The sequence below is a fragment of the Pseudomonas sp. FME51 genome, from assembly GCF_014897305.1.
In genome coordinates, this window is record NZ_JABUYN010000004.1 from 267,259 (window position 1) to 291,247 (window position 23,989).

Annotated in this window: 24 protein-coding genes and 1 pseudogene; 14 read left to right on the forward strand and 11 right to left on the reverse strand. The window is 59.7% G+C overall.

What is annotated here, in order from left to right; genetic code table 11:
• Window positions 1-15 precede the first annotated feature (15 nt).
• Complete coding sequence (locus INT39_RS09545) at window positions 16-462, forward strand: nuclear transport factor 2 family protein (protein WP_193073666.1); 447 nt, start codon at window positions 16-18, stop codon at window positions 460-462.
• Between the two features lie 50 nt (window positions 463-512).
• The gene (locus INT39_RS09550; RefSeq protein WP_193073667.1) at window positions 513-1,478 is read left to right on the forward strand and encodes an NAD(P)H-dependent flavin oxidoreductase; all 966 of its coding nucleotides are present in this window, start codon (window positions 513-515) and stop codon (window positions 1,476-1,478) included.
• A 58-nt stretch (window positions 1,479-1,536) separates the two neighbouring features.
• Here the strand turns inward: INT39_RS09550 and INT39_RS09555 are convergent, their stop codons facing one another.
• Window positions 1,537-2,064, reverse strand: coding sequence for a PadR family transcriptional regulator (locus INT39_RS09555; RefSeq protein WP_193073668.1), 528 nt, complete (start codon window positions 2,062-2,064; stop codon window positions 1,537-1,539).
• Between the two features lie 62 nt (window positions 2,065-2,126).
• Window positions 2,127-3,797, reverse strand: a complete 1,671-nt coding sequence (gene leuA / locus INT39_RS09560; RefSeq protein ID WP_193073669.1) for a 2-isopropylmalate synthase — start codon at window positions 3,795-3,797, stop codon at window positions 2,127-2,129.
• Here leuA and INT39_RS09565 point away from each other — a divergent pair.
• Window positions 3,796-4,047: a hypothetical protein gene (locus INT39_RS09565; RefSeq protein ID WP_193073670.1), complete on the forward strand. Its 252-nt coding sequence runs from the start codon at window positions 3,796-3,798 to the stop codon at window positions 4,045-4,047. The two genes, leuA and INT39_RS09565, sit on opposite strands and share 2 nt — an antisense overlap.
• A 61-nt stretch (window positions 4,048-4,108) precedes the next feature.
• Here INT39_RS09565 and INT39_RS09570 read toward each other — a convergent pair whose 3' ends face one another.
• Both INT39_RS09570 and xseA read right to left on the reverse strand, forming a co-directional pair.
• On the reverse strand, window positions 4,109-5,383 hold the full coding sequence (locus INT39_RS09570; protein WP_193073671.1) for a mechanosensitive ion channel family protein: 1,275 nt from the start codon (window positions 5,381-5,383) through the stop codon (window positions 4,109-4,111).
• A 125-nt stretch (window positions 5,384-5,508) separates the two neighbouring features.
• A complete protein-coding gene (gene xseA / locus INT39_RS09575) occupies window positions 5,509-6,888 on the reverse strand; it encodes an exodeoxyribonuclease VII large subunit (RefSeq protein ID WP_193073672.1) in 1,380 nt (459 codons plus the stop codon).
• Between the two features lie 126 nt (window positions 6,889-7,014).
• Between xseA and guaB the strand changes: the two genes are divergently transcribed.
• From guaB to INT39_RS09590, 3 genes are all read left to right on the forward strand, one after another.
• Window positions 7,015-8,487, forward strand: coding sequence for an IMP dehydrogenase (gene guaB / locus INT39_RS09580; RefSeq protein WP_193073673.1), 1,473 nt, complete (start codon window positions 7,015-7,017; stop codon window positions 8,485-8,487).
• Window positions 8,488-8,577: 90 nt separating this feature from the next.
• Window positions 8,578-10,155, forward strand: a complete 1,578-nt coding sequence (gene guaA, locus INT39_RS09585) for a glutamine-hydrolyzing GMP synthase (protein ID WP_193073674.1) — start codon at window positions 8,578-8,580, stop codon at window positions 10,153-10,155.
• A gap of 75 nt (window positions 10,156-10,230) precedes the next feature.
• On the forward strand, window positions 10,231-10,944 hold the full coding sequence (locus INT39_RS09590; RefSeq protein ID WP_193073675.1) for a phosphoribosylaminoimidazolesuccinocarboxamide synthase: 714 nt from the start codon (window positions 10,231-10,233) through the stop codon (window positions 10,942-10,944).
• A gap of 111 nt (window positions 10,945-11,055) precedes the next feature.
• Here the strand turns inward: INT39_RS09590 and INT39_RS09595 are convergent, their stop codons facing one another.
• The gene (locus INT39_RS09595) at window positions 11,056-11,472 is read right to left on the reverse strand and encodes a MarR family transcriptional regulator (RefSeq protein ID WP_319021340.1); all 417 of its coding nucleotides are present in this window, start codon (window positions 11,470-11,472) and stop codon (window positions 11,056-11,058) included.
• A 69-nt stretch (window positions 11,473-11,541) separates the two neighbouring features.
• A complete protein-coding gene (locus tag INT39_RS09600) occupies window positions 11,542-12,558 on the reverse strand; it encodes a zinc-dependent alcohol dehydrogenase family protein (protein ID WP_193073676.1) in 1,017 nt (338 codons plus the stop codon).
• 118 nt (window positions 12,559-12,676) lie between these two features.
• Between INT39_RS09600 and INT39_RS09605 the strand changes: the two genes are divergently transcribed.
• From INT39_RS09605 to INT39_RS09625, 6 genes and pseudogenes are all read left to right on the forward strand, one after another.
• Window positions 12,677-12,916: a hypothetical protein gene (locus tag INT39_RS09605; RefSeq protein ID WP_193073677.1), complete on the forward strand. Its 240-nt coding sequence runs from the start codon at window positions 12,677-12,679 to the stop codon at window positions 12,914-12,916.
• Window positions 12,916-13,902: an LLM class flavin-dependent oxidoreductase gene (locus INT39_RS09610; protein ID WP_193073678.1), complete on the forward strand. Its 987-nt coding sequence runs from the start codon at window positions 12,916-12,918 to the stop codon at window positions 13,900-13,902. The genes INT39_RS09605 and INT39_RS09610 overlap by 1 nt, the downstream gene beginning before the upstream one ends.
• Before the next feature lie 101 nt (window positions 13,903-14,003).
• Window positions 14,004-14,078: pseudogene (locus tag INT39_RS22505) on the forward strand (maturase); the annotation flags it as partial.
• Between the two features lie 100 nt (window positions 14,079-14,178).
• On the forward strand, window positions 14,179-14,961 hold the full coding sequence (gene fabG, locus INT39_RS09615; RefSeq protein ID WP_193073679.1) for a 3-oxoacyl-ACP reductase FabG: 783 nt from the start codon (window positions 14,179-14,181) through the stop codon (window positions 14,959-14,961).
• Window positions 14,951-16,804 carry a glycoside hydrolase family 15 protein gene (locus INT39_RS09620; protein WP_193073680.1) on the forward strand — a complete coding sequence of 618 codons (1,854 nt, stop codon included), beginning with the start codon at window positions 14,951-14,953 and terminating at the stop codon, window positions 16,802-16,804. The genes fabG and INT39_RS09620 overlap by 11 nt, the downstream gene beginning before the upstream one ends.
• 91 nt (window positions 16,805-16,895) lie before the next feature.
• Window positions 16,896-17,801 carry an AEC family transporter gene (locus tag INT39_RS09625; RefSeq protein ID WP_193073681.1) on the forward strand — a complete coding sequence of 302 codons (906 nt, stop codon included), beginning with the start codon at window positions 16,896-16,898 and terminating at the stop codon, window positions 17,799-17,801.
• Window positions 17,802-18,015: 214 nt separating this feature from the next.
• Here the strand turns inward: INT39_RS09625 and INT39_RS09630 are convergent, their stop codons facing one another.
• The 5 genes from INT39_RS09630 to INT39_RS09650 are packed head-to-tail and all read right to left on the reverse strand — an operon-like array spanning window position 18,016 to window position 21,991.
• Window positions 18,016-18,636 (reverse strand): ABC-type transport auxiliary lipoprotein family protein, encoded by a 621-nt coding sequence (locus tag INT39_RS09630; protein ID WP_193073682.1) that lies wholly within the window; start codon window positions 18,634-18,636, stop codon window positions 18,016-18,018.
• Entirely contained in the window at window positions 18,633-19,550 is a 918-nt protein-coding gene (locus INT39_RS09635; RefSeq protein WP_193073683.1) for an MlaD family protein, read from the reverse strand. Before INT39_RS09635 ends, INT39_RS09630 begins: the two co-directional genes overlap by 4 nt.
• On the reverse strand, window positions 19,550-20,359 hold the full coding sequence (locus INT39_RS09640; protein ID WP_193073684.1) for an ABC transporter ATP-binding protein: 810 nt from the start codon (window positions 20,357-20,359) through the stop codon (window positions 19,550-19,552). Before INT39_RS09640 ends, INT39_RS09635 begins: the two co-directional genes overlap by 1 nt.
• Window positions 20,356-21,492, reverse strand: a complete 1,137-nt coding sequence (locus INT39_RS09645) for an MlaE family ABC transporter permease (RefSeq protein ID WP_193073685.1) — start codon at window positions 21,490-21,492, stop codon at window positions 20,356-20,358. The genes INT39_RS09640 and INT39_RS09645 overlap by 4 nt, the downstream gene beginning before the upstream one ends.
• Window positions 21,493-21,535: 43 nt before the next feature.
• On the reverse strand, window positions 21,536-21,991 hold the full coding sequence (locus INT39_RS09650; RefSeq protein ID WP_193073686.1) for a YhcB family protein: 456 nt from the start codon (window positions 21,989-21,991) through the stop codon (window positions 21,536-21,538).
• 178 nt (window positions 21,992-22,169) lie between these two features.
• Between INT39_RS09650 and INT39_RS09655 the strand changes: the two genes are divergently transcribed.
• The gene (locus INT39_RS09655; protein WP_193073687.1) at window positions 22,170-22,802 is read left to right on the forward strand and encodes an alpha/beta hydrolase; all 633 of its coding nucleotides are present in this window, start codon (window positions 22,170-22,172) and stop codon (window positions 22,800-22,802) included.
• 59 nt (window positions 22,803-22,861) lie between these two features.
• On the forward strand, window positions 22,862-23,956 hold the full coding sequence (zapE, locus tag INT39_RS09660; protein ID WP_193073688.1) for a cell division protein ZapE: 1,095 nt from the start codon (window positions 22,862-22,864) through the stop codon (window positions 23,954-23,956).
• Window positions 23,957-23,989: the final 33 nt, after the last annotated feature.

Genomic DNA, 23,989 nt, shown 5'->3' on the forward strand with positions numbered 1-23,989 from the left:
ATAAAGGAAATAATCATGCAAGTACGACAACTGTCTTCTGCTGCGCGGCATACTCTGGCCGCCTGGCATGAGATTCTCCAGCGCAACGCCATGGAAGAACTGGATCCCTTGCTCGCAGATGACATCGTGTTCCGCTCGCCTGTAGCCCACAGGCCCTATCCCGGCAAAGCCGCTATCAAGCTGGTCCTCAAAACGGTCAACACGGTATTTGAGGATTTCACCTATTACCGCAGTTTCGTCAGTGAAGACGGCAGCAGCGTAGTGTTGGAATTCAGCGCCAAGGTCAACGGCAAGCAGCTCAAGGGTATTGATATGCTGCGCTTTGATGCCCAGGGCAAGATCCTTGAGTTCGAGGTCATGGTTCGACCGCTCAGCGGTCTGCAGGCATTGGCTGAGGAGATGGGCAAGCGGATGGCTCCCTATGCAGCAGTGCTGCAGGGTGGGCCTGCCTCGAACGTCTGATTGGCTACACGAACCCTATTTTTCCGGACTTTATCTTCAGGAGCGTTTCCATGGCTTTACCCGCTATTCTCAAGGGCTGTTTGTCCATACCGGTGGTTGCCTCACCGCTGTTCATCATCTCCAATCCAGACTTGGTCATAGCCCAGTGCAAAGCAGGGGTAGTAGGTGCCTTTCCGTCACTGAACGCGCGCCCGATCGAGGTTTTCGAAGAGTGGTTGCAACGCATTACCAGCGAGTTGGCTGAGTACAACGCCCAGCATCCCGAAAAGCCGGCAGCGCCCTTTGCCGTCAACCAGATAGTGCACAAGTCCAATGATCGCCTTGAGCAGGATCTGGAGCTGTGCGTCAAATACAAGGTGCCGATTGTCATTACATCGCTGGGTGCGCGCGAAGACGTGAACGAAGCGGTGCATTCCTATGGTGGCATTGTATTGCATGATGTGATCAACAATTTCTATGCGAAGAAGGCGATTGAGAAAGGTGCCGACGGGCTTATCGCCGTGGCGGCGGGTGCAGGTGGCCATGCAGGCACGCTATCGCCATTTGCGCTGATTCATGAGATCCGCGAGTGGTTCGATGGGCCCTTGCTCCTGTCCGGTGCCATTTCCAACGGTAATGCCATTCTTGCGGCGCAGGCGGCGGGGGCAGATCTGGCTTATATAGGCTCGGCCTTCATTGCGACCCATGAGGCCAATGCCGATGAAGCCTACAAGAGCATGATTGTCGACAGCACCGCGTCGGATATTCTCTACTCCAACCTGTTTACCGGCGTTCACGGTAACTATCTGACCAAGAGCGTCATCAACAGTGGCTTGGATCCGGAGGCTCTTCCCGAGTCCGATCCATCAAAAATGAATTTTGGTTCCGGCGGGAGTAATAAAGCCAAGGCCTGGCGGGATATCTGGGGTGCGGGGCAGGGGGTGGGTGCGGTGAAGCAGGTAGTGTCTGCAGCGGAGCTGATCAAGCGTCTGCAGAGCGAATATCAGGCTGCACGCGAGCGCGTGGCTGCTCTGTAGTCTGTTTCAATAGTGGAGAGCCGGGGTGGGTCCCGGCCCTCCACAGGTCCTAGGCCGGTCACTCCATCAGCGGCAAGGTTTCCTTTGCCCAGGCCAGCCAGTTCTCTTCAGTCATGATGCCCTTGCGCAACACGGCATGACGCAACTTCTGCGTATGGTCCCTATCCGCAACAGAAAAATCACGCTGCTCGATGTCACGGTACATCTGCAGGCGCTGCTGGTGTTGTTCGATCAATCGGCGCAATTCCTCACCCGCACCCAAAGGCCCCATGACCGCTTCGGCGCGCAGCTTGATCAATAGGGCCTGATCGTTACTGCCGGTGCTGCCAGGCTCGGCTACCCAGCGGGCCAGTTCCTGTCGGCCGGCCTCCAGCACGTGGTAAGTCTTCTTCCGGCGCCCGGTGCTGGCCGTGTCATGCTCGACCAGCAGCCAGCCGGCTGACGTCATGCGTCCCAGTTCGCGGTAGATCTGCTGATGGGTTGCCTGCCAGAAATAACCGATCGAGTGATCGAACCGGTTGGCCAGCTCGTAGCCGGAGGAGGGGCGTTCCAGAAGTGAAGTAAGCAGCGCATGTTGAATGGACATGCGCTGATTCTAACCTGCCGCCGGCGGAGCGCAAAGCCGGCGGTCGGAGGCGTTATGCCTGTTCAGGCAGCCTGGGCTTCGGCCTGACGCCGTGCCCGGTTCAGGGCGCTGAACAGAGCGCGGAAGCTGGCTGCGGTCAGGTTCTCATCAATACCGATACCGTGCAGCGGACGCCCATTGTCCAGGCGGATTTCGATATAGGCGGCGGCCTTGGCGTCACTGCCCGAACCGATCGCATGCTCATGGTAATCCATGATCTCCAGGGTTTCCGGCAAGCCGGCGACCAGCGCTTCCAGCGGGCCACGGCCCACGCCGCGCCAGTGTTGGGTGATGCCGGCATTGAGCACCTCGACATCCACCGCGCTGGTGCCATTCTCTTCCTGCAGGCGATGACGGATCAGGGCGTATGGGCTGGTGGCCTGCAGGTACTCGCGGTCGAGCAACTGATGGATCTGGCTGGCGGTCATTTCCAGGCCCAGACGGTCGGTCTCACCCTGTACCACCTGGCTGAACTCGATCTGCAGACGGCGCGGCAGGCTGATGCCGTATTCCTGCTCCAGCAGGTAGCTGATGCCACCCTTGCCGGATTGGCTATTGACCCGAATCACTGCCTCGTAGCTGCGACCGATGTCCGCTGGGTCGATGGGCAGATAAGGTACTTCCCAGACGCCGTTTCGGTCCTGCTGGGTAAAGCCCTTGCGAATTGCATCCTGGTGCGAGCCGGAGAAGGCGGTATGTACCAGATCACCGGCATAGGGGTGGCGCGGGTGTACCGGCAGCTGGTTGCAATCCTCGACTACCTTGCGCACGGCATCGATGTCCGAGAAGTCCAGCTGTGGATCCACGCCCTGGGTGTAGAGGTTCAGTGCCAGGGTGACCAGGCAGACGTTGCCGGTGCGCTCGCCATTGCCGAACAGGCAGCCTTCAACACGATCGGCACCGGCCATTACCGCCAGCTCCGAGGCGGCTACGCCGGTGCCGCGGTCGTTATGGGTATGCACACTGATCAATACACTGTCACGCCGATCGATATGCCGACCGAACCACTCGATCTGGTCGGCATAGTTGTTCGGCGTGGCGCACTCGATGGTGGCTGGCAGGTTGAGGATCAGCTTGTTGTCCGGGGTCGGCTCGAACACGCCGATCACCGCGTTGCACACGTCCACGGCAAAGTCGGTCTCGGTCGAGCTGAACACTTCAGGGGAGTACTCGAAGCGCCACTGGGTTTCCGGGGTGGCCTCGGCCAGCCGGCGGATGGTCTTGCCCGCCGCCACGGCAATGGCTTTCACCCCGGCCTGGTCCTGATCGAAGACGATCCGGCGGAAGGCCGGCGCGCAGGCATTGTAGTAATGCACGATGGCCTGTTTCGCGCCTTTGATAGACTCGAAAGTGCGCTCGATCAGATCATCGCGGGCCTGGGTCAGCACCTGGATGGTGACGTCATCGGGAATATGGCCGCCTTCGATCAGCTCGCGGACGAAGTCGAAATCGGTCTGCGAAGCAGAAGGAAAGCCGACTTCGATTTCCTTGAGGCCCACGGCAACCAGGCACTTGAAGAAACGCATTTTCTTTTCCGCATCCATCGGCTCGATCAGCGACTGGTTGCCGTCGCGGAGGTCGGTGGACAGCCAGATCGGTGCGCGGTCGATGATCTTGTCCGGCCAGGTGCGGTCGGGCAGGGCGATCGAAGTGAAAGGACGGTACTTGCTGGACGGGTTGGTGAGCATGGTCATGGCGAAAATCCTGTTCTGTATTCTGGGTGGCCTTGTGGGCCGGGAATATCGGGCAGACGAAAGAAGGGCGTCAGTGACGCAGTCGCTGGCTTACCAGGCAGAGACAGGCATGCTGTCGGAGGGTGATCTGTGTTTGAAGTGTTTTCATGCTTCAACTTTAGATATTTCGCGCTTAATGCGCAATATGTCTTATGGAAAAGCAATATATGTTCGTAAGGTTGGGGCTGATTGGTGTTTTATTGCCAAGTAAGGCGGTTTTTCCAAGGTTGACAGCAGAATGCGGCGCGCCCGAGCAGGCGCGCCGATGAAGATTAGCCCAGTGAGCTGACGCCAGGCTCTGATTTGGCCTGGCCTGGCAGGTTCATCTGCCGCAGGTCATTGCCGCTTGGGTGCTGGAATACACGCAGTCCGAATTCCGGCAGGATCGCCAGCAAGTGGTCGAAGATATCCCCCTGGATGCCTTCATATTCGACCCAAGCCACGGTATTGGTGAAACAGTACAGCTCCATTGGCAGGCCATCGGCGGTTGGGTTGAGTTGGCGGACCATCAGCGTCATCTGTTGATGAATGCCTGGATGGCTGCGCAGATAACGATCCACATAGGCACGGAATGTACCGATATTGGTGATCCTGCGGGTATTCACCGGCTCCTGGCCCTGTTGCTTTAGCTGCTTGTTCCACTTGTCAATATCTGTCTGCTTTTCCTTCAGGTAGTCATCCAGCAAGCGGAAACGGTGCAAGTGCTGGCATTCTTCATCGTCGAGAAAATGCACGCTCTGCTGATCCAGCATGATGCTGCGCTTGATTCGCCGGCCCCCGGACTCCTGCATGCCACGCCAGTTCTTGAACGGATCACTGATCAGGCGCTTGGTGGGGATGGTGGTGATGGTCTTGTCCCAGTTCTGTACCTTGACGGTGTGCAGCGAGATATCGATGACATCACCATCTGCGCTCAAGGCGGGCATCTCCACCCAGTCGCCAACGCGGACGATATCGTTGGAGTTGATCTGCACGCTGGCTACCAGTGACAGTAAGGTGTCCTGGAAGATCAACATCAGTACCGCAGCCATGGCACCCAGACCGGATAGCAGGATCAGCGGTGAACGGTCGATCAGGGTGGCAATGATGAGAATCGCGGCTATCGAATAAATAACGATATTCGCCAGCTGGATGTAGCCTTTGATCGGCTTGTGGCGAGCCTTGGGGCGTCGCTCATAAACGCTGTTGGCCAGCATCAGGGCATGGGTGATGGCCAGCGCGACAGTGAGGATGATAAAAGCGCCGCAGACGTTGCGTACTATGATGATGACGGTTTCTGGCAGGCCCGGGATCAGCCCGATACCGCCGGACAGAATCAGCGCCGGGACGATATTGGCCAAGCGAGAGATGACTTTTGAGTCATGCAGCAGTTGACCTTTGCCGACGGAAGTAGCTTGCAGGAGGCGAACGAGACCACGCACCAGAAGGCGTTTGACGACCCAGTTAGCAAGCCAGGCGCCGATGACCAGCAGGCAGAGCGCGATGAGAGTGTGCAGCTGGGGATAATTCTCCAGCCAATTGATGACGTCGTTGTATTGCGCTTCCATGACTATCCAGAATGGTTGGTGAATGGCGGCGCCCCAGGCGGGGCGCGGGCCCATCCTAACAAAGAGCGGTGGGCATTTCAGTTACGGTGTTCGTGATCCGTTGCGTGATGAAACGACAGCAGAGCCTAGTCCAGCAACGGCAATGTATGGGGCTGCTCTGACTCCACCCGCAGTGTCAGCTGTCCTTCAGCGAGGTGCGCTTGCAGTTGCTGACCGGGTTGGGTGTCTTGCTGGCTGCGAATGGCCTTGCCCTGCTGGTCCAGCAGAATGCTATAGCCGCGCCCCAGCGTGGCCAGCGGGCTGATCAGGTGCAGACCCTGCGCGGCGCTCTCTAGGCGCTGTCGGCGCTGTTGCACTTGCAGGTTCATCGCGCGGGGCAGGCGTTGGCGTAGCTGTTCGAGGCGTTCGTGGAGCACGCGTAACAGACGCTCTGGATGTTGATGCTGGAGCCGTCCCCGCAAATTGATCAACTGCTGCTGACGCTGTTCCAGCCGATGTCGCCACGCGCGCTGCAGACGCATGTCCAGCTCATCCAGATGCTGGCTCTGTTGCGCCAGGCGTTCACCTGGATGGCGTAACCGGCGGCGCAGGTTGTCCAGGCGCAGGTTTTCGCGAGCCAGACGTACTTTCATGCACTGTTGCAGTTGCCGGTGGCTGCGCTGCAGCTGGGCCAGCATCGCCTGAGTGTCCGGACTCAGCAGCTCAGCTGCTGCCGAGGGCGTGGGCGCCCGCAGATCGGCAACGAAGTCACTGATCGAGACATCCGTCTCGTGACCTACAGCGCTGATGATGGGTGTCTGGCAGGCGGCGATTGCGCGGGCGACCATCTCCTCGTTGAAAGGCCAGAGGTCTTCCAGGGAGCCGCCGCCGCGCGCCAGAATCAATGCGTCAAAGCCCGCGCGGTCAGCGCGCTCCAATGCTCGCACAATTTGCGGTGCCGCCTCGCGGCCCTGCACGGCGGTCGGACTGATGACCAGCTCGATGAAGGGCGCGCGACGGCCGAATACGCTGATGATGTCCCTTACTGCAGCGCCGCTGGGTGAGGTGATCACACCGATACGGGTTGCGTGCGAAGGCAAGGGGCGCTTACGTTCCGCTGCAAAGAGTCCTTCGCCCTGCAGTTTCGCCTTGAGAGCTTCAAAAGCCTGGCGCAGAGCACCATCACCGGCCGGCTCAAGGCTGTCGATGATCATCTGATAATCGCCGCGGCCTTCGTAGAGGCTCACCCGACCCCGTGCCTGCACCAGCAAGCCGTCGCGCAGATCGAGTCTGATGCGGGCTGCATTCTGCCGGAACAGCGCGCAGCGCACCTGGGCCCCGCTGTCCTTTAGCGTGAAGTACAAGTGACCGGAGGAGGGGCGTGCCAGGTTGGACAGCTCGCCCTCCACCCACACCCGCGGGAAGACTTCCTCCAGCAGGCTGCGTGCCCGTGCGTTAAGCTGACTGACAGTGAGCACATCGCGTTCTGTGCTTAAACGTTGAAAAATAGCGTCATCATTGTTCATGCGCGCATCTTACCAGTTCATGACCGGCAGAATAATTCCTTGGCTCTTCGATGATTCCAATTGAGTACTGCTGGCGGCATGGGTATAATGACGCGCTTCCATTTTTCCCGCTCGGGAGCTCCCGCTATGCTGCGTATTCGCCAAGAAGCCCTTACTTTTGATGACATCCTTCTGGTGCCCGGTTATTCCGAGGTGCTGCCCAAGGATGTCTGTCTCAACACGCGTCTGACCCGTGGGATCGAGCTGAGCATGCCGCTGGTGTCAGCCGCCATGGATACCGTGACCGAAGCCCGCCTGGCCATTTCCATGGCGCAGGAAGGTGGCATCGGCATCATCCACAAGAACATGACCATCGAACAACAGGCCAATGAAGTTCGCAAGGTCAAGAAGTTCGAGGCGGGTGTGGTCAAGGACCCGATCACCATCGAGGCTGATGCCTCGGTTGCCGAACTGTTCGACCTGACTCACCAGAACAACATTTCCGGTGTGCCAGTGCTGTATAACGGCGATCTCGTGGGTATTGTCACCTCACGGGATATCCGCTTTGAAACCCGTCTGGACGCCCGTGTACGTGATGTCATGACCCCCAAGGAACGTCTGGTGACGGTCAAGGAAGGCTCCTCTACCGGCGAAGTGCGCAAGTTGTTGCACAAGCACCGCATCGAGCGGGTACTGGTGGTGGACGATGCCTTCCGCCTGAAGGGCATGATGACCGTCAATGACATCGAAAAGGCCAAGGCCTATCCGCTGTCCAGCAAGGACGAGCATGGCCGTCTGCGCGTGGGCGCTGCCGTGGGCACCGGTGCCGAAACCGAAGAGCGGGTTACCGCACTGGTCAAGGCCGGCGTGGACGTGATCATCGTCGATACTGCCCATGGTCACTCCAAAGGCGTGGTTGATCGGGTACGCTGGGTCAAGGACACCTACCCGCACATTCAGGTGGTCGGCGGCAATATTGCCACTGGCGCAGCAGCGCTGGCGTTGGTGGCTGCCGGTGCTGATGCGGTCAAGGTGGGTATTGGCCCCGGCTCCATTTGCACTACGCGTATTGTTGCCGGTGTCGGTGTGCCGCAGATGTCCGCGATTGCCGACGTGGCCGCGGCGTTGAAAGATACTGGCGTACCGCTGATCGCGGATGGCGGCATTCGTTTCTCCGGTGATCTGGCCAAGGCTATTGCCGCTGGCGCTTCGGTCGTGATGATGGGCTCGATGTTTGCCGGCACCGAAGAGGCACCGGGTGAAATCGAGCTGTTCCAGGGCCGCTCCTACAAGGCCTACCGTGGTATGGGCTCACTGGGTGCCATGGCCAACGCCGGTGGTGGTTCAGCTGACCGCTACTTCCAGGACACATCCAGCGGTGCCGAGAAGCTGGTACCCGAAGGTATCGAAGGCCGCGTACCTTACAAGGGCGCTCTGGCAGCGATCATTCATCAGTTGATGGGAGGTCTGCGCGCAGCCATGGGGTATACCGGTTGCGCTGATATCGATGAAATGCGCACTAAGCCGGAGTTTGTACGTATTACCGGTGCCGGCATGAGTGAATCCCACGTGCATGACGTGCAGATCACCAAAGAGGCGCCGAACTACCGGGTCAGCTGATCCGGTTCAGCCATAAGCCATATGCTGCAGGCGGCGCCCCATCCAGCGCCGCTTGCGGCTTGCAGCTCCCACTATTACTGAGAACACACCATGTCCCATGACATTCACGCTCACCGCATCCTGATCCTGGATTTCGGTTCCCAGTACACCCAACTGATTGCACGGCGGGTACGTGAGATCGGCGTCTACTGCGAAATTCACGCATGGGACATGGAGCCGGAGGCGATCCGCAATTTTGCGCCCAAGGGTATTATTCTGGCCGGCGGCCCGGAGTCGGTAACCGAGCACGGCAGTCCGCGTGCGCCGGAACTGGTATTCGAACTGGGCGTCCCGGTACTGGGTGTTTGCTACGGCATGCAGACCATGGCCGCCCAGCTGGGGGGTAAGGTGCAGGGCAGCGAAGAGCGCGAGTTCGGGTATGCCTGCGTTGACCTGGTCGGCAAAAGCAGCTTCCTGGACGGTATCGAGGATACTGTGGCGGATGACGGCGTAATGGCCCTGGACGTGTGGATGAGCCACGGCGATAAGGTTATCGAGCTGCCGACAGGCTTCCAGGTGCTGGCCAGCACTCCGAGCTGTGCGATCGCCGCCATGGGTGATGAAGCACGCGGCTTCTATGGGGTCCAGTTCCACCCGGAAGTAACCCACACCAAGCAGGGCCAGCGGATTCTGTCGCGCTTCATTCTTGAGCTGTGCGGCTGCGAGGCGCTGTGGACTCCCGCAAAAATCGTTGAAGATGCCATCGCCACTGTGCGTGCACAGGTCGGTGATGCCAAGGTGTTGCTGGGCTTGTCCGGCGGTGTCGACTCTTCGGTGGTCGCTGCGCTGCTGCACCGTGCCATCGGTGACCAGCTGACCTGCGTATTCGTCGATAATGGCCTGCTGCGCCTGCACGAAGGGGAGCAGGTCATGGCCATGTTCGCCGAGAACATGGGCGTCAAGGTGATCCGCGCTGACGCTCAGGAGAAGTTCCTCTCGCGTTTGCTCGGTGTCACTGACCCCGAAGCCAAGCGCAAGGTCATCGGTCGCACCTTCATCGAAGTCTTCGATGAGGAAGCCACCAAGCTGCAGGACGTCAAATTCCTTGCCCAGGGCACTATCTACCCCGACGTGATCGAGTCTGCCGGCACCAAGAACGGCAAGGCGCACGTGATCAAGTCGCACCACAACGTGGGCGGCCTGCCGGAAGACATGGCCTTCGAGCTGGTCGAGCCGCTGCGTGAACTGTTCAAGGACGAAGTGCGCAAGATCGGTCTGGAACTGGGGCTGCCCTACGACATGGTCTATCGTCATCCCTTCCCCGGCCCGGGCCTGGGTGTGCGTATCCTCGCCGAAGTACGCAAGGAGTACGCCGACATCCTGCGCCGCGCTGACCATATTTTCATCGAAGAGCTGCGCAAGGCTGATCTGTACCACAAGACCAGCCAGGCCTTTGCCGTCTTCCTGCCGATCAAGTCTGTTGGCGTGGTCGGCGATGCCCGCCGTTACGAATGGGTCATCGCCCTGCGCGCCGTGGAAACCATCGACTTCATGACCGCCCGCTGGGCGCACCTGCCCTACGAGTTCCTGGAGAAGGTCTCCAACCGGATCATCAATGAAATAAGTGGTGTTTCACGGGTGACCTACGATATCTCCAGCAAGCCGCCGGCGACGATTGAGTGGGAGTGAGTTGCAGCAGAGGGGCGCTCTGGTGCCCCGTCTTTGCCCCCGAAGGGGATATTGGAACTACCAGCGAGTAAACCGATGAACACCAGCGAAAAGATCTATTCCGGCAAGACCAAGGACCTGTACGCCCTGCCGAGTGACAACATCCTCCTCGTCTTCAAGGACGACGTCACCGGTGGTGAAGATGGCGTCATCGACCCGGGTGCCAACACCGTCATCGGCCAGGTCGAAGGCAAGGGCCGAAAGTCCCTCGCCATGACCGACCATTTCTTCAAGTGCCTTCACGCCGCCGGCATCCCCACCCACCTGGTGCGTCTCGACCTCGAACAGGCCAGCATGGAAGTTCGTCGCGCCGAGCCCCTGGGCAAGGATATCAGCGGCAAGGGCGGCCTCGAGTTCATCTGCCGCACCCGGCCCTGGGGCAGCTTCCAGCGTCGTTACCAGAACTACATCGGCGACACCGCGAGTACGTTCGACTACCTCGTCGAGATCACCATCAAGGACGACGAACGCGGTGATCCCCTTATCAACGACGACACCATCGTTGCCCTCGGCCTGCTTACCCAGCAGCACCTTGAGCAGGCCAAGGACCTCACCCGCCGGGTGTGTCGCATCGTCGAAGCCGACCTGCGTGACAAGGGCCTCATCCTGATCGACATGAAGATCGAAATCGGCTTTGTCGACGGCGAGGTCGTGGTCATCGACGAGGTCTCGGCGGATGCGATGCGGGTCATGGACGGCGAAGGCAAGGTGCTGGAACACGGTACGCTGTACGAACAGTTGATCCGCTAGGGTGCTGGGGCACAGCTGACAGCATCAACCCCATGAAGCCCGCAGTTCATAACTGCGGGCTTTTTTGTGGACTTTGAAAATACGGCATTCCCGAATGCTGTTATGCGCGCCTCAGCGTTCAAGCGCCGAGATGAGTTGAGCCAAACTGCTGGCGAGGGTTTCAGTCTCAGCCGCTGAGAAGGAGACTCCTTCCCGGAAAGTTTCAGCAATCTGGCGTGCGGGCGCGCGTAGCGCGTGCCCGTGCGTCGTGAGGGAGATCAACACCCGTCGCTCATCGGCGTCATCACGTCGCCGCACCACAAATCCGTTAGTTTCCAAACGTTTGAGAAGCGGTGTCAGTGTGCCGCTGTCCAGGTGGAGGCGTTCACCGATAGCGCTAACGGTTTGAGGTTCGGATTCCCACAGCACCAGCATCACCAAATACTGCGGGAACGTGAGCCCGAGCTCTGCCAGCAACGGCCGGTATTGACGGATGACGAGGTTGGATGCCGCATAGAGACTGAAACACACTTGTTGGTCGAGCGACATGAGTTCGTCATATGTCGGAGGTGCTTTACTCTTTGGCATCTGATTTTTTGTCTCGAAAAGTTGCTGCAACTATTGCGTCAGGTCGATCACGACCTTACCGAAATGCGCGCCTGACTCAAGGTAACGGTAGGCTTCTTTTGCCTTGGCAAATGGGAACACGCGGTCAATCACCGGCGCTATGCCAGCGCCAGCAGCAAGTGTGGCTGCTTGCTCAAGCATCGCCCGACTACCGACGTAGATGCCGATCAGTCGCTTGGCACCGATGGCAAGGGTGCTCGGGTTGACCCCACCACCAAAACCACTGACACCGCCGATGGTAGCAATGGTGCCGCCCACGGCTGTAGCAGTAACAGAGCGAGTGATGGTTCCTTCCCCACCGACTTCCAGCACTGCATCGACCCCCTTGCCGTCGGTCATGCGCAGTACTTCGTCCTGCCACTCCGGGTTTGCACGGTAATTGATTGTCTCGTCGGCACCAAGGCCGCGAGCGCGCTTCAATTTTTCATCGCTGGATGATGTGATGATCGCTCGCAGGCCCGCCGCCTTTGCCATTTGCAGGCCCAGGATCGAAACGCCGCCAGTGCCAAGCAGGAGAACGGTGTCGCCCGGCTTTACGTCAGATGACTCGAAGATGCCATTCCACGCTGTGACGCCTGCACACGGAAGCGTGGATGCCGCCACGTAGCTCAATTGCTCAGGGATTTTCACAAGCGTGTCTTCATGCAGTACGACTGCCTCGGCAAGCATTCCATCGGTATCACCGCCGAGTGCGCTGCGGACCTTGGCTTGGTCGGCCTGGCCTTCGAGCCAGTGCGGGAAGAAGGAGGCTGCGACCCGATCACCAGGTTGAACACGGGTGACCATGGAGCCGACAGCAACCACGTCTCCGGCACCGTCGGAGCAGGGAATGATCGGAATATCTATTTTTACAGGGTACGCACCATTGGCAACCATGAGATCGCGGTAGTTCAACGCCACGGCTCTCACCTCGATCCGTACTTCGTATGGGGCGAGAGGGCGCTCGACAAGGCTCTCCAGCTGCAGACCATCAATAGTCCCACCGTGCGGGATACGATACGCTTTCATGATTGCTCCTAAAAATTAGCAGTTAGCGTGTGGCCCCCAGTGGGGCTCCAGATAGTTATTGTACGCAATTTAATTGCATGCAACTGAATTCGCTTGTTTCGATGTTGGAGTTGCCGACTTGATATACCCCGTCTTCAAGGACGACGTCACCTGCGAGGACGTAGTCATCGACGAGGTCTCGGCGGATGCGCTGCGGGTCATGGACGAAGAGGGCAGGGTGCTGGATCACGGGACACTGTACGAGCAGCTGACCGCACCAACCCCACAGTTCATAACTGCGGGCTTTTTTGTGCGACGCGCTTGCACTGTACGAGATACTCGATACGATCAAACGTTAGCTGACAGGAGTGATCTGTAATGACCGCACTTTCCATCCTTGAACTGGTTCGCGTCACGGAGGATACCGACGCCGGGGCTGCTCTCCATAATGCGCGCGATCTGGCTGCCCATGCCGAACGCTGGGACTACGAGCGCATCTGGGTGGCCGAACATCACAACATGGAAGGCATTGCCAGTGCCGCGACGTCCATCGTGATTGCCCACATCGCCGGGGGGACGAAGACGATCCGGGTCGGTGCCGGCGGCATCATGCTGCCCAACCATGCGCCCTACATCATCGCCGAGCAGTTCGGCACCCTGGAGCGGCTGTATCCCGGGCGCATCGATCTTGGGCTCGGGCGTGCACCGGGTACCGATCAGGTAGCCGTGCGGGCCATGCGGCGTGCGCCCAACGCGTCGGACCATTTCCCACAGGATGTACTGGAACTCCAGGCATTTCTCGGCCCGGCTACGCCCGATCAGCGTATCCTGGCCGTGCCGGCTACCGGTACTAACGTGCCCCTGTGGATACTGGGGTCCAGCAGCTTCGGGGCGACGTTGGCGGCTGAACTCGGGCTGCCTTATGCCTTCGCTTCGCATTTTGCGCCGGATATGCTGATACCGGCCCTCGAGATCTACCGCAGTCGCTTCAAACCCTCCAGGCAGCTGGCCGAGCCCTATGCGGTTGCCGGCATCAACGTCATCGCCGCCGATACCGATGCTCAGGCAAGGCGGCTGGCCACCACCCAGCAGATGTCCTTTGCCGACCTGGTCAGCGGACGGCGCGGGCTGAGCAGGCCGCCGATCGACGATATCGAGACCTATTGGGCAGGACGTGAAAAGGTCCAGGCCCTGCACATGCTGGAGCGTTCCGTTGTTGGCTCTGTCGCAACGGTGCGTGCAGGGTTGCAGGCGTTCATTGCCGAGACCGGGGTCGACGAGGTGATGATCGTCTCCGATATCTACGAGCATCAGGCGCGATTGCGTTCGGTGGAACTCATCGCGGAAGCGATGAAGCCCGCGTAGCGCGATAGGCGACATCTCACGGAGAACGGAAGGTTGAAGCGGGGGCATGTCGGGCGGGCCCCTCTTGCCGCTGCTGTCTAATATCCTGCTCGACGAGCCTGGTGGGTCACACGCTTCGCTGTGCCCTATGGCGTCAATGGAAGAAGCCCTCGACGAGGGCGCGCAACCTGATGCGCAGGTATCAGGGACCCATCATGGGCAATTATTGCCGCTACACTGACCATTATGCTGTCGGCCTGCATCAGGCCGACAGCAGCTATGTGGGAGGTGAAGGTGATGAAGATAGATCTCCACGATCGGCGGGTTCTTGTGACAGGCGCGAGTGCGGGGCTCGGGCGTGCGATGTGCCTGGCTTTCGCGGCGTGTGGCGCGCAGGTCGCAATAAATTATCGCGGTGACGAGGAGGATGCCAACGCGCTCGTCAACAGGATTCGGGGTGACGGGGGCAAGGCAATCGCCCTGCAGGCCGACGTCTCCAATCCGGCGGCCGTGGAGGCCATGTTCGATCAGACGGATGCCGTCTGGGGCGGGATCGATATCCTGGTCAACAATGCCGGTATTGATGGTGCACGTGCTCCGGCGTGGGAGGGGCAAGTGGCGGGATGGAAAGAGGTTGTTGATATCAACCTGACCGGCGCCTACCTCTGTGCGCGCCAGGCTTTGCAGCGGATGATCGCTCTGCGCCGTGGCGTGGTGCTTAATATTACCAGCGTACATGAACGCATCCCGTGGGGCGGCTACAGCGCCTATGCGGCCAGCAAGGCAGGCTTGTCGATGATGGCCAAAACCATGGCGCTCGAGGCTGCGCCATACGGGGTACGTATCCTCTGCATCGCTCCGGGCGCAATCCAGACGCCGATCAACGAGGCGGTCTGGAGCGATCCTCAGGGTTGTGAGGACCTGCTCCAGAAAATCCCCATGGGACGTATTGGTCAGCCCGAAGACGTGGCGGGCGTCGCCGTGTTTCTTGCATCCGACTTGGCCGCCTATATGACCGGCACCACCATCTACGTGGACGGGGGGATGACCGACTATCCCGCTTTTGCCCATGGCGGCTAAGGAGCCGTGTCCTGATGTCATCGGAGGCACTTGCCACCGGAACATCGAGGACTACGGCATCATCGGCAATATGCTGACCGCGGCGCTGGTTGGCAAAGACGGCTCGATCGATTGGCTGTGCCTGCCGCGTTTCGATTCTCCTGCCGCCTTTGCCGCCCTGCTTGGCACAGCTGACAATGGACGATGGAAGATCGCGCCGCGCGACGAAAGCATCAGGAGCTCCCGGCGGTACCTTGACGACACCGCGGTCCTGGAGACACGATTCGAGACCGCTACCGGGGTCGTCACGATAACTGATTTCATGCCGCGGTCGGCGGAGACGGGGAAAACCAATCTGGTTCGCATCATCCACGGTGAGGCCGGTCATATCGAGATGGAGATGGAGCTGGTTCTGCGCTTTTCCTATGGCCAGGCCGTGCCGTGGGTGCAGCGCCGAGACTATGGATTGAGTGCTGTCGCCGGCCCCGATACCGTGCACTTGCATACCAGGCTGCCGCTGAAGGGAGAAGGTATGACAACCCGCTCCCGTTTCACTATTCACGAAGGCGAACGTATCTCCGTGACGCTCTCATACCATGCCTCCACGCTCACCCCGAGCTTTGTTCCCGACAGTCAGGAGAGCTTGCAGCAGACTATCAACTGGTGGCGCGAATGGACCAAGCGAGGACGATGCCCGGACGGACCGGAGTATTGGCAGCAGGCTTTAGGGCGCTCGTTGATCACTCTGAAATTGCTGACGTTTGAACCCACGGGCGCCATCATCGCTGCCCCCACGACATCGCTGCCCGAACGGATCGGTGGGCAGCGAAACTGGGACTATCGGTACTGTTGGCTGAGAGATTCCGCGCTCACGCTGCTGGCGCTGCTTCAGACCGGGTATCGCGAGGAGGCGGAAGCCTGGCGGCAATGGCTGCTCCGCGCTGTCGCCGGTGACCCCGACCAGTTGCAGATCATGTACGGCATTGCCGGTGAGCGATGGCTGCCCGAACTGGAGGTGCCGTGGCTGCCGGGGTTCGAGCAGAGCAAACCGGTGCGCATCGGCAATGCGGCGGCGAGCCAGATGCAGCTTGATGTCTATGGTGAGCTGTTCGACACCTTGCACGGGGCGCGTTTGGCTGAGCTGCAGCAACATGACGAAGCCTGGTCACTGCAGAAGGTCTTGCTCACCACCCTGGCGAAGAAATGGCAGACGCCCGATCGGGGAATCTGGGAAGTTCGTGGCCCGGCACGGGCGTTCACCCATTCGCGGATGATGGTCTGGGTGGCGTTTGACCGAGCGATTGCAGCCGCGGAACGGTTTCAACTTGAATGTCCGATTGATGAATGGAAGCAGCTGCGCACCACGATTCACGACGATATCTGCGAGAACGCCTTCGACCGGCAGAAAAACAGCTTCGTCCAGTACTATGGCGGCAAGACACTTGATGCCAGTCTGTTGCTGATGCCGCAGACCGGTTTTCTGCCACCGGATGATCCACGGGTACTGGGCACCATTGCTGCCATCGAGGATGAGCTGTTGCAGGATGGCCTGGTGCTGCGTTACTCCACCGAGGATACCGAGGATGGGATGGACGGCGTTGAAGGGGCGTTTCTCGTTTGCAGCTTCTGGCTTGCCGATGCTTATGTGCTGTGCGGCCAGCGCGACAAGGCGGTAGACATCTTCGAACGGCTGCTGGCGTTGCGTAACGATCTGGGGCTGTTATCGGAGGAATATGACACCCTCGCAGGGCGGATGCTGGGCAACTTCCCCCAGGCGTTTTCGCATATCGGATTGATCAATACCGCACATAACCTGTTGAGGGTTGATGGTCCTGCTCGGGAGCGTGCGCAACGTCGTGGGTGAACCTGTACCGAGCGGCCATGCGGAATGTCAGGCTGGCCGGCGGCAGGGCAAGCGGGGTAATCTGCTGCTGCCTTTTCGAAATGGACGCCCTATGAGCCAACTCCTTGCCTCCTTATGGCCGCTTTTTGCTTTGATCCTCGCTGGTCATGTGTTGCGTCGCTGGAGCTTTCCCAGTATTGAATTCTGGCCGGGTGCGGAGCGGCTGAACTATTTCACTCTTTTTCCGGCGTTGCTGTTCACCAGTCTGGCCAATGCGCCGCTGGACAGTGCGGCCTTGCCCCGAGTGATGCTTGTGCTGGGCCTGGTGTATACCGCAGCATGGCTGCTGCTGTTGGTGCTGCGGCGACTGCGCGGCTGGCCGGCGTCACGTTTCGGTGTGCTGGTGCAGGGCAGTCTGAGATTCAATACCTATATCGGGCTGGCCACCGTGGCAGCGATCTTCGGTAGTGAAGGATTGGCACTGTTTGCCGTGCTGCTGGCCCTCAGTGTACCCCTGGTAAATATCCTGTCGGTGCACGCACTCACGGCTCAGGGCGCGGTATCGGTCCGTTCCTGGCTGGTTGCCCTGTTGAAAAATCCGCTGATCCTTGCCTGTTTGCTGGGTGGTGCCTTCAACCTGGCGGGCGGCAGTCTGGGTGGCGGTCTGGACAGCTTGCTCGGCTTGCTCGCTGCGGCCAGTCTGCCCTTGGGTCTGTTATGCGTGGGTGCGGCGCTGGAGCCACGGAATCTGTTGGGTGAAACCGGTACCTTGCTGGTCAACAGTCTGGTGCGCCTGCTGGTGGTACCTGCCTGTGCCTGGTTACTGATCAGCTTGCTGGGAATGCCCGCGATGGAAGCCGCCATTCTGGTACTGTTCTTCGCCTTGCCCTGCGCGCCGACGGCCTATGTGTTGACCCGCCAGTTAGGTGGAGACGGGCAGCTGATGGCGGGCATCATCACTTTGCAGACGTTGCTGGCGATGGTGTTCTTGCCTGTCTGGCTTTATCTGCTGCTGTGAACCTGTCCTTGCTGCCGGCCAATTCCGGCCCAGCTATTGCCGGTTGGCTGAGCGAATCCATTGGGGGTTTAACGCCGCGTTCGGCTTTACCTTGGTGGGGCCGACGGCGGGGTTTGGCTTGACCCTGCTGATCAGGCGTTTTCCTGCGTGGCCAGCGGTGGGCGAGCCGGTGGTGATTCCGGCTCAGCCCTCAGCCGACTCTGTATCCAGATGATCAGTTTCTCGACATCGCTGCCAGCTGCGGTACCGCCCAATCCAGTAGCTGTGTCGCCAGCTCTGCGCTGGCTTGCTCATAGCCCTCGGTCACCTGCTGGATGCTGGTGCTGCTGATCGGTTGTCGCACGATAAAATGGTGGCTGACATAGACGCGGCGGCTTTCGGGATTGATCAGGCGGGCCTGTAACTCGATCAGGATATGGGGTTCGTTGCTGTCGACCACCTGAAAGCGTCGCAGGTCGCTGCCCAGGTGCACGTCGGCATATAGCGCGTTCTCATCAGTGGTAACCGTGCTCATTGCGCCCTGGCGCTGGAACGCGAGCGCCAGATATTCCCGCAGTAACGTCGGTGTAGGGTCGCTCCAGCGCACGCCCTTGTAACTGAGCAGTTGGTTAGCCTCCGTCTGTACCATGAGCCGCGGGCCGCTGTAGGCATAGCCGGCTTGCGGCGTATCGACCCGTAGTGATACTGACGGCGGCTGCTCGATGCGGGTACTGGTTGGTCGCGTCGGTTGCGGAAATTGATAGACCGCCAGCGCCTCTGATTCGGGAATCAGCGTACATGCACTCAAGGTGAGCAGGCCGGCGAGCATGCTGCTGGCCAGAATCAATCGGGTCATGGCTCATACTCCTCGAAGGTATCGCGGCCCAGCAGGAAACGCGCGGGATTGTCTTCCAGCCGGCGGGTGATCGAGCGCAGAGCACCCAGGCTGCCGCGCAGCTCATTGATGGCGGGCTCCAGTTGGCCGAGTCCCTGCATGCCATTGGTAAAGGCTTCACTGTTGTCCTGCAGCATGTTTTCCAGCGTCTCGCTGGCGCGGGCGATGGACTCCAATGTCTGTTCGGCGCTGTTCAAGGTCTGACTGCCCTGATCATTGACCAGAGTATTGATGTTACCCATCAGCTCGCTGGCCTGCTGACTGGCGAGGGTCAATTCGCCGACCAGCGCCTTCACATCATCGCCCTGGCTCGACAGGCTGCCGGCGGCGAGCTCGATGGACTCCAGTGTGCTGGCAATACGTTCGGCGTTTTCATCCGACAGCATATTGCGTGCGCTGATCACCAGTTGATTGATGTTGGTCATCAGGTCTTCGCCGTTGGCCAGCAGGCTGGAGATGGGGGAGGGTACCGAATAGATGCGCGGCTCTTCTCCTTCACTGCTTTCCAGACGCGGGCTTTGCGGGTCGCCGGGTACCAATTCGATGACCGAGTTGCCGGTGATGCCGGTAAAGGTCAATCTGGCCTTGGTGTCCTGGGTTACCGGTGCGCTATCGCTCAGGCGGATGCGGGCCAGAACCTGACGGGGGTCTGACGGATCGAGCGTCAGTTCGGTGATATCGCCCACGGGTATGCCGCTGTATTGCACCGCACTGCCGCGCGACAGGCCGGTCACCGCTTCGCGGAACACCACGGTGTAGTTTCGGTAATCCTTGCTGGTGTTGGCGTTGCTGATCCAGATGGCAAAGAAGATCGCACTGGCCCCAGCCAGCAGCGTAAACAGTCCAATGATAACGTGATGGGCGCGTGTTTCCATTAGCGGTTCAACTCCGGCTGATCGCTGTGTGAGGTGGCGGCAGTCGCTGCGGCACGTCCTCGTGGGCCGTGGAAATACTCCTGAATCCAGTCGTTATCCGCGGCGGCGACGCGCTCGAGGCTATCGGCAACCAGTACGCGCTTTTCGGCCAGCACGGCAACCCGGTCGCAGATGGCATACAGCGTGTCCAGGTCGTGGGTGACAAGGAACACGCTCAGTCCGAGTGCGTCACGCAGGGCCAGAATCAGTTGATCGAAGGCGGCAGCGCCGATCGGGTCGAGACCGGCGGTGGGTTCATCCAGAAACAGGATGTCCGGATCCAGCGCCAGAGCACGGGCCAGCGCTGCGCGCTTGACCATGCCGCCGGACAGCTCGGAGGGAAACTTGTCGCCCGCACCACGTGGCAGACCGGACAAGGCCAGCTTCATGCATGCCAGATGTTCGGCATCGTCACGATTCAGTCCGGCATGTTCGATCAATGGCAGGGCGACGTTCTCGGTTACGGTCAGCGAGGAAAACAGTGCGCCGCGCTGAAACAGGACGCCAAAACGCCGTTCGACCTGCGAGCGATGCTGTTCATCCAGTTGCTGCAGATCCTCACCAAATACGCGCACACTGCCGGCATTTGGCCGGCGCAAGCCGACGATGGAACGCAGCAAGACCGACTTGCCGGTGCCCGAACCGCCGACCACGCCGAGAATCTCGCCGGGATGGATGTCCAGATCCAGGTTATCGTGCACTGTCTGGCTGCCGAAGCGGTTGACCAAGCCACGTATTTCCACCAGCGGTGTCTGTCTGAGCTCGCTCACCAGTTCATCTCCATGAAGAACAGCGCTGCCAGCGCGTCCATGAGAATCACCACGAAGATCGACTGCACCACGGCAGAAGTGGTGTGTTCGCCGACGGACTCGGCGCTGCCACTGACCTTGAAGCCTTCCATGCACCCGATGATGGCGATCAGGAAGGCGAACAGCGGTGCCTTGGCCATGCCCAGATAGAAATGCTGTACCGCCACATTCTGCTGGAGGATGGTGAGGAACATGGTCGGCGAAATATCCAGTGCCAGCGAGCAGACCACGGCGCCACCGAACATGCCCGAGAGCATGCCGATGAACGTCAGCGCGGGCAGCGAGACGATCATCGCTATTACCCGAGGGATGACCAGAATGTGCAGCGGGTTGAGCCCGAGGGTGCGAATGGCATCGATCTCCTCGTTGGCTTTCATCGAGCCGATCTGGGCGGTGAAGGCGCTGGCGGTGCGGCCCGCCATGAGAATCGCCGTGAGCAGTACGGCGAACTCACGCAGGAAAGAGAAGGCGATCAGGTCGACGGTATAAATGGTTGCGCCGAAATCGGACAGCACAGTGGCGCCGAGGAAAGCGATCACGGCGCCGACCATGAAGGTCAGCAGGGCAACAATGGCGACGGCGTTCAGAGCAATCTGTTCGATCTGAGCGACAATCGATGTCACTCGCCAGGTCGCAGGACGCAGCAGTCCGCCAGCCATGCCTGCGAGGGTCAAACCGGCAAAGCCCAGCAAGGTGCGTACATGATCATAGAGGGCAACCGTATGCTTGCCGACATTGCCCAGCAGTTCGAACAGCGCACCCTGTTGGGACGGGGGTGGAGCTTCACTGTCCAGGCTGGCGGCGATCCTGGCGAGCAATACTCGGCGTTCGGCCGGTAGGGCATCGGCGTCATCCGCCAGGGTCTGCATCAGCTCGCTGCCGAGCAGCTCAGTGAGTAGCTGGCCGCCAGCGGTATCCAGTTTGCCGATGTGCTGCAGGTCCGCTTGGTCATACGGGGTGTCGTCGTTGCGCAGCCGTTTGGTCAGTTGGCGCAACTCGGCGTAATGCCCCAGTACCCAGTCGCCCCGGATGACCAGCTGAGTCGGGTTGTCCGGTGAGCGGCTGACAAAGCGGTTCTCTGCTACGTCCGGCATGGAGAGGTCCGTTGTGCTCCGCCGAACCGGCGGAGGCCAGGGGCTATTTGCGTTTTACACCGAACTCTTCCGAAAGCATGCCGGGGCCGTCTCCAGATTGGGTGGCGTAATCACGGGGCGGCTCAAGGGTGTCGAATACCGGCTCGACGCGCTCACGGGATGATGAAATCGGAGCGTTATCCTGCTCCAGGGCGGCGAGCAGACGTTGACGGGTCATGTCATCGGGGGCGAGTTCAACCGCTGCCTGGCCCAGGTGCTCCTGGATGTCCTGGTAGCTGCGATTCAGCCGTGTTACCAGATTGGCAGTGGTATTGAAGTGGCTGGCCACTTCCTGTTGGTATTCTTCAAAGCGCAGCTGCAGGCTTTCCAGCTGTGTCTGAGTGCTGGATGATTGTCCGCCACTGATACGTGGCGCGAGCCGGGCTACAATAATACCCACGATGAAGCCCACAGCCAGGGCGATGGCTACTGCAATCCACAGATTTTCGCTTGTTTCCACCTTGGGTCCCTCATTGATCTGAAACGTGCGACGCAAACGCGTCGCTTGGGTCTGTTGCTACGGTAACGGCATTTTGCAAACAAGGCTAGGGTCTGCTGACCCTAAAGCCTGAACCGACGAGCTGTCAGTGTAGGATATGCGACGCGGGTGGGAATACAGCGGTCACGGAGAAAACTGAATGAAACAGAATACTGAAGAGAAATTGCTGATCGACGGCCCGGCCGGTGTGCTTGAGGTCGTGCTGACGCGTGCCGAGAATGCCCGCGCGGTGGCGGTCATCTGTCACCCCCATCCATTGCATGGCGGCACCCTGCAGAACAAGGTGGTATCCACGCTCATGCGTGCCGCGCGGGATTTGGGTGCCAATACCGTGCGTTTCAATTTCCGCGGTGTGGGGAAGAGTGCTGGTGAGCATGCAGAGGGCGTCGGCGAGACCGAGGACTGCAAGGCGGTCATCGATTGGGCTGCCAGCGAGTTCGGCAATCTGCCGTTGTGGCTCATGGGCTTTTCCTTTGGGGGCTATGTGGCTGCGGCAGCGGCGCGTGCCCAGGCTGAATGGCCTGCGCGGTTGATCCTGGTAGCACCCTCTGTCGAGCGTATGCCGTTTGCTGACATGCTGCCATTGCCAGGGGCTGCAGTGGTCATGATGGGCGAAGCGGATGAAGTGGTTGCACCGCAGGCGGTCTTTGATCTGCTGGAAGGGCAGCAGGGTATCGATATGGTGCGCTTTGCCGATACCAGTCACTTTTTCCACGGCAAGCTGGTAGAGCTGAAGACGGCGACCGAGGAGGCGCTGGGCGAGGTGCATTGATTGCCAACGGATCGTGTGGCGGGTAGAGTACTGGCCCCTGTTTTTCACTGGACCCCAGCATGACGCCCCTTGAACGCTATCAGGCGGACCTCAAGCGTCCGGACTTTTTCCACGATCCTGCGCAGGAAAATGCGGTAAAGCATCTGCAGCGGTTGTACGACAACATTCTCGAAGCGGGGCCGCCGCGCAGCGTCGGCCTGTTGGGCAAGTTTCGTCCCAAACGCAGCGTGCCGGTCAAGGGGTTGTACTTCTGGGGTGGGGTCGGTCGCGGCAAGACCTACCTGGTCGATACCTTCTTCGATGCATTGCCGATCAAGCGCAAGGTGCGCACCCACTTCCACCGATTCATGCAGCGCGTGCACCACGAGCTGCGTGAGCTGAAAGGTGAGAAGAATCCGCTGAAACTTATCGCACGGACCTTTGCCGACGAGGCGCGGGTGATTTGCTTCGATGAGTTTTTCGTCACCGATATCACTGATGCGATGATTCTCGGCACGCTGATGGAAGAGTTGTTTGCCAACGGTGTGATTCTGGTCGCCACGTCCAATATCGTGCCGGACGGACTGTACAAGGATGGCTTGCAGCGGGCGCGCTTCCTGCCTGCCATTGCGCTGCTGAAAGAGCATACCGAGGTGGTCAACGTCGATAACGGTGTTGACTATCGCCTGCGTGCCCTCGAGCAGGCTGATCTGTATCACTGGCCGCTGGGTCTGGAAGCGGATGCCAGCCTGCAGCGCAGCTTCGACAGCTTGGTGCTGGAGCCGGAGCATGTGCAACTGAATGCGGATCTGGACATCGAGAACCGGACGGTGAAATCGGTGCGTTTGTACGAAAACGTTGCCTGGTTCGAGTTCCGCGAGTTGTGTGATGGTCCGCGCAGCCAGAACGACTACATCGCCCTGGCGAAGATCTTCCAGGCGGTGCTGATCTCCAATGTGGAGCAGATGGATCTGTCCAAGGACGATATGGCGCGGCGTTTCATCAATCTGGTGGATGAGTTCTATGATCGCAACGTCAAACTGATCGTATCGGCCGAGGTGGCGCTCAAGGATCTGTATGTCGGCGGGCGGTTGGAATTCGAATTTCAGCGTACCCTGAGTCGTCTGCTGGAAATGCAGTCGCATGACTTCCTTGCGCGGCCGCACAAGCCTTGATTGCCGCTTAGCGGAAGAGTTGTGCGCATCAGA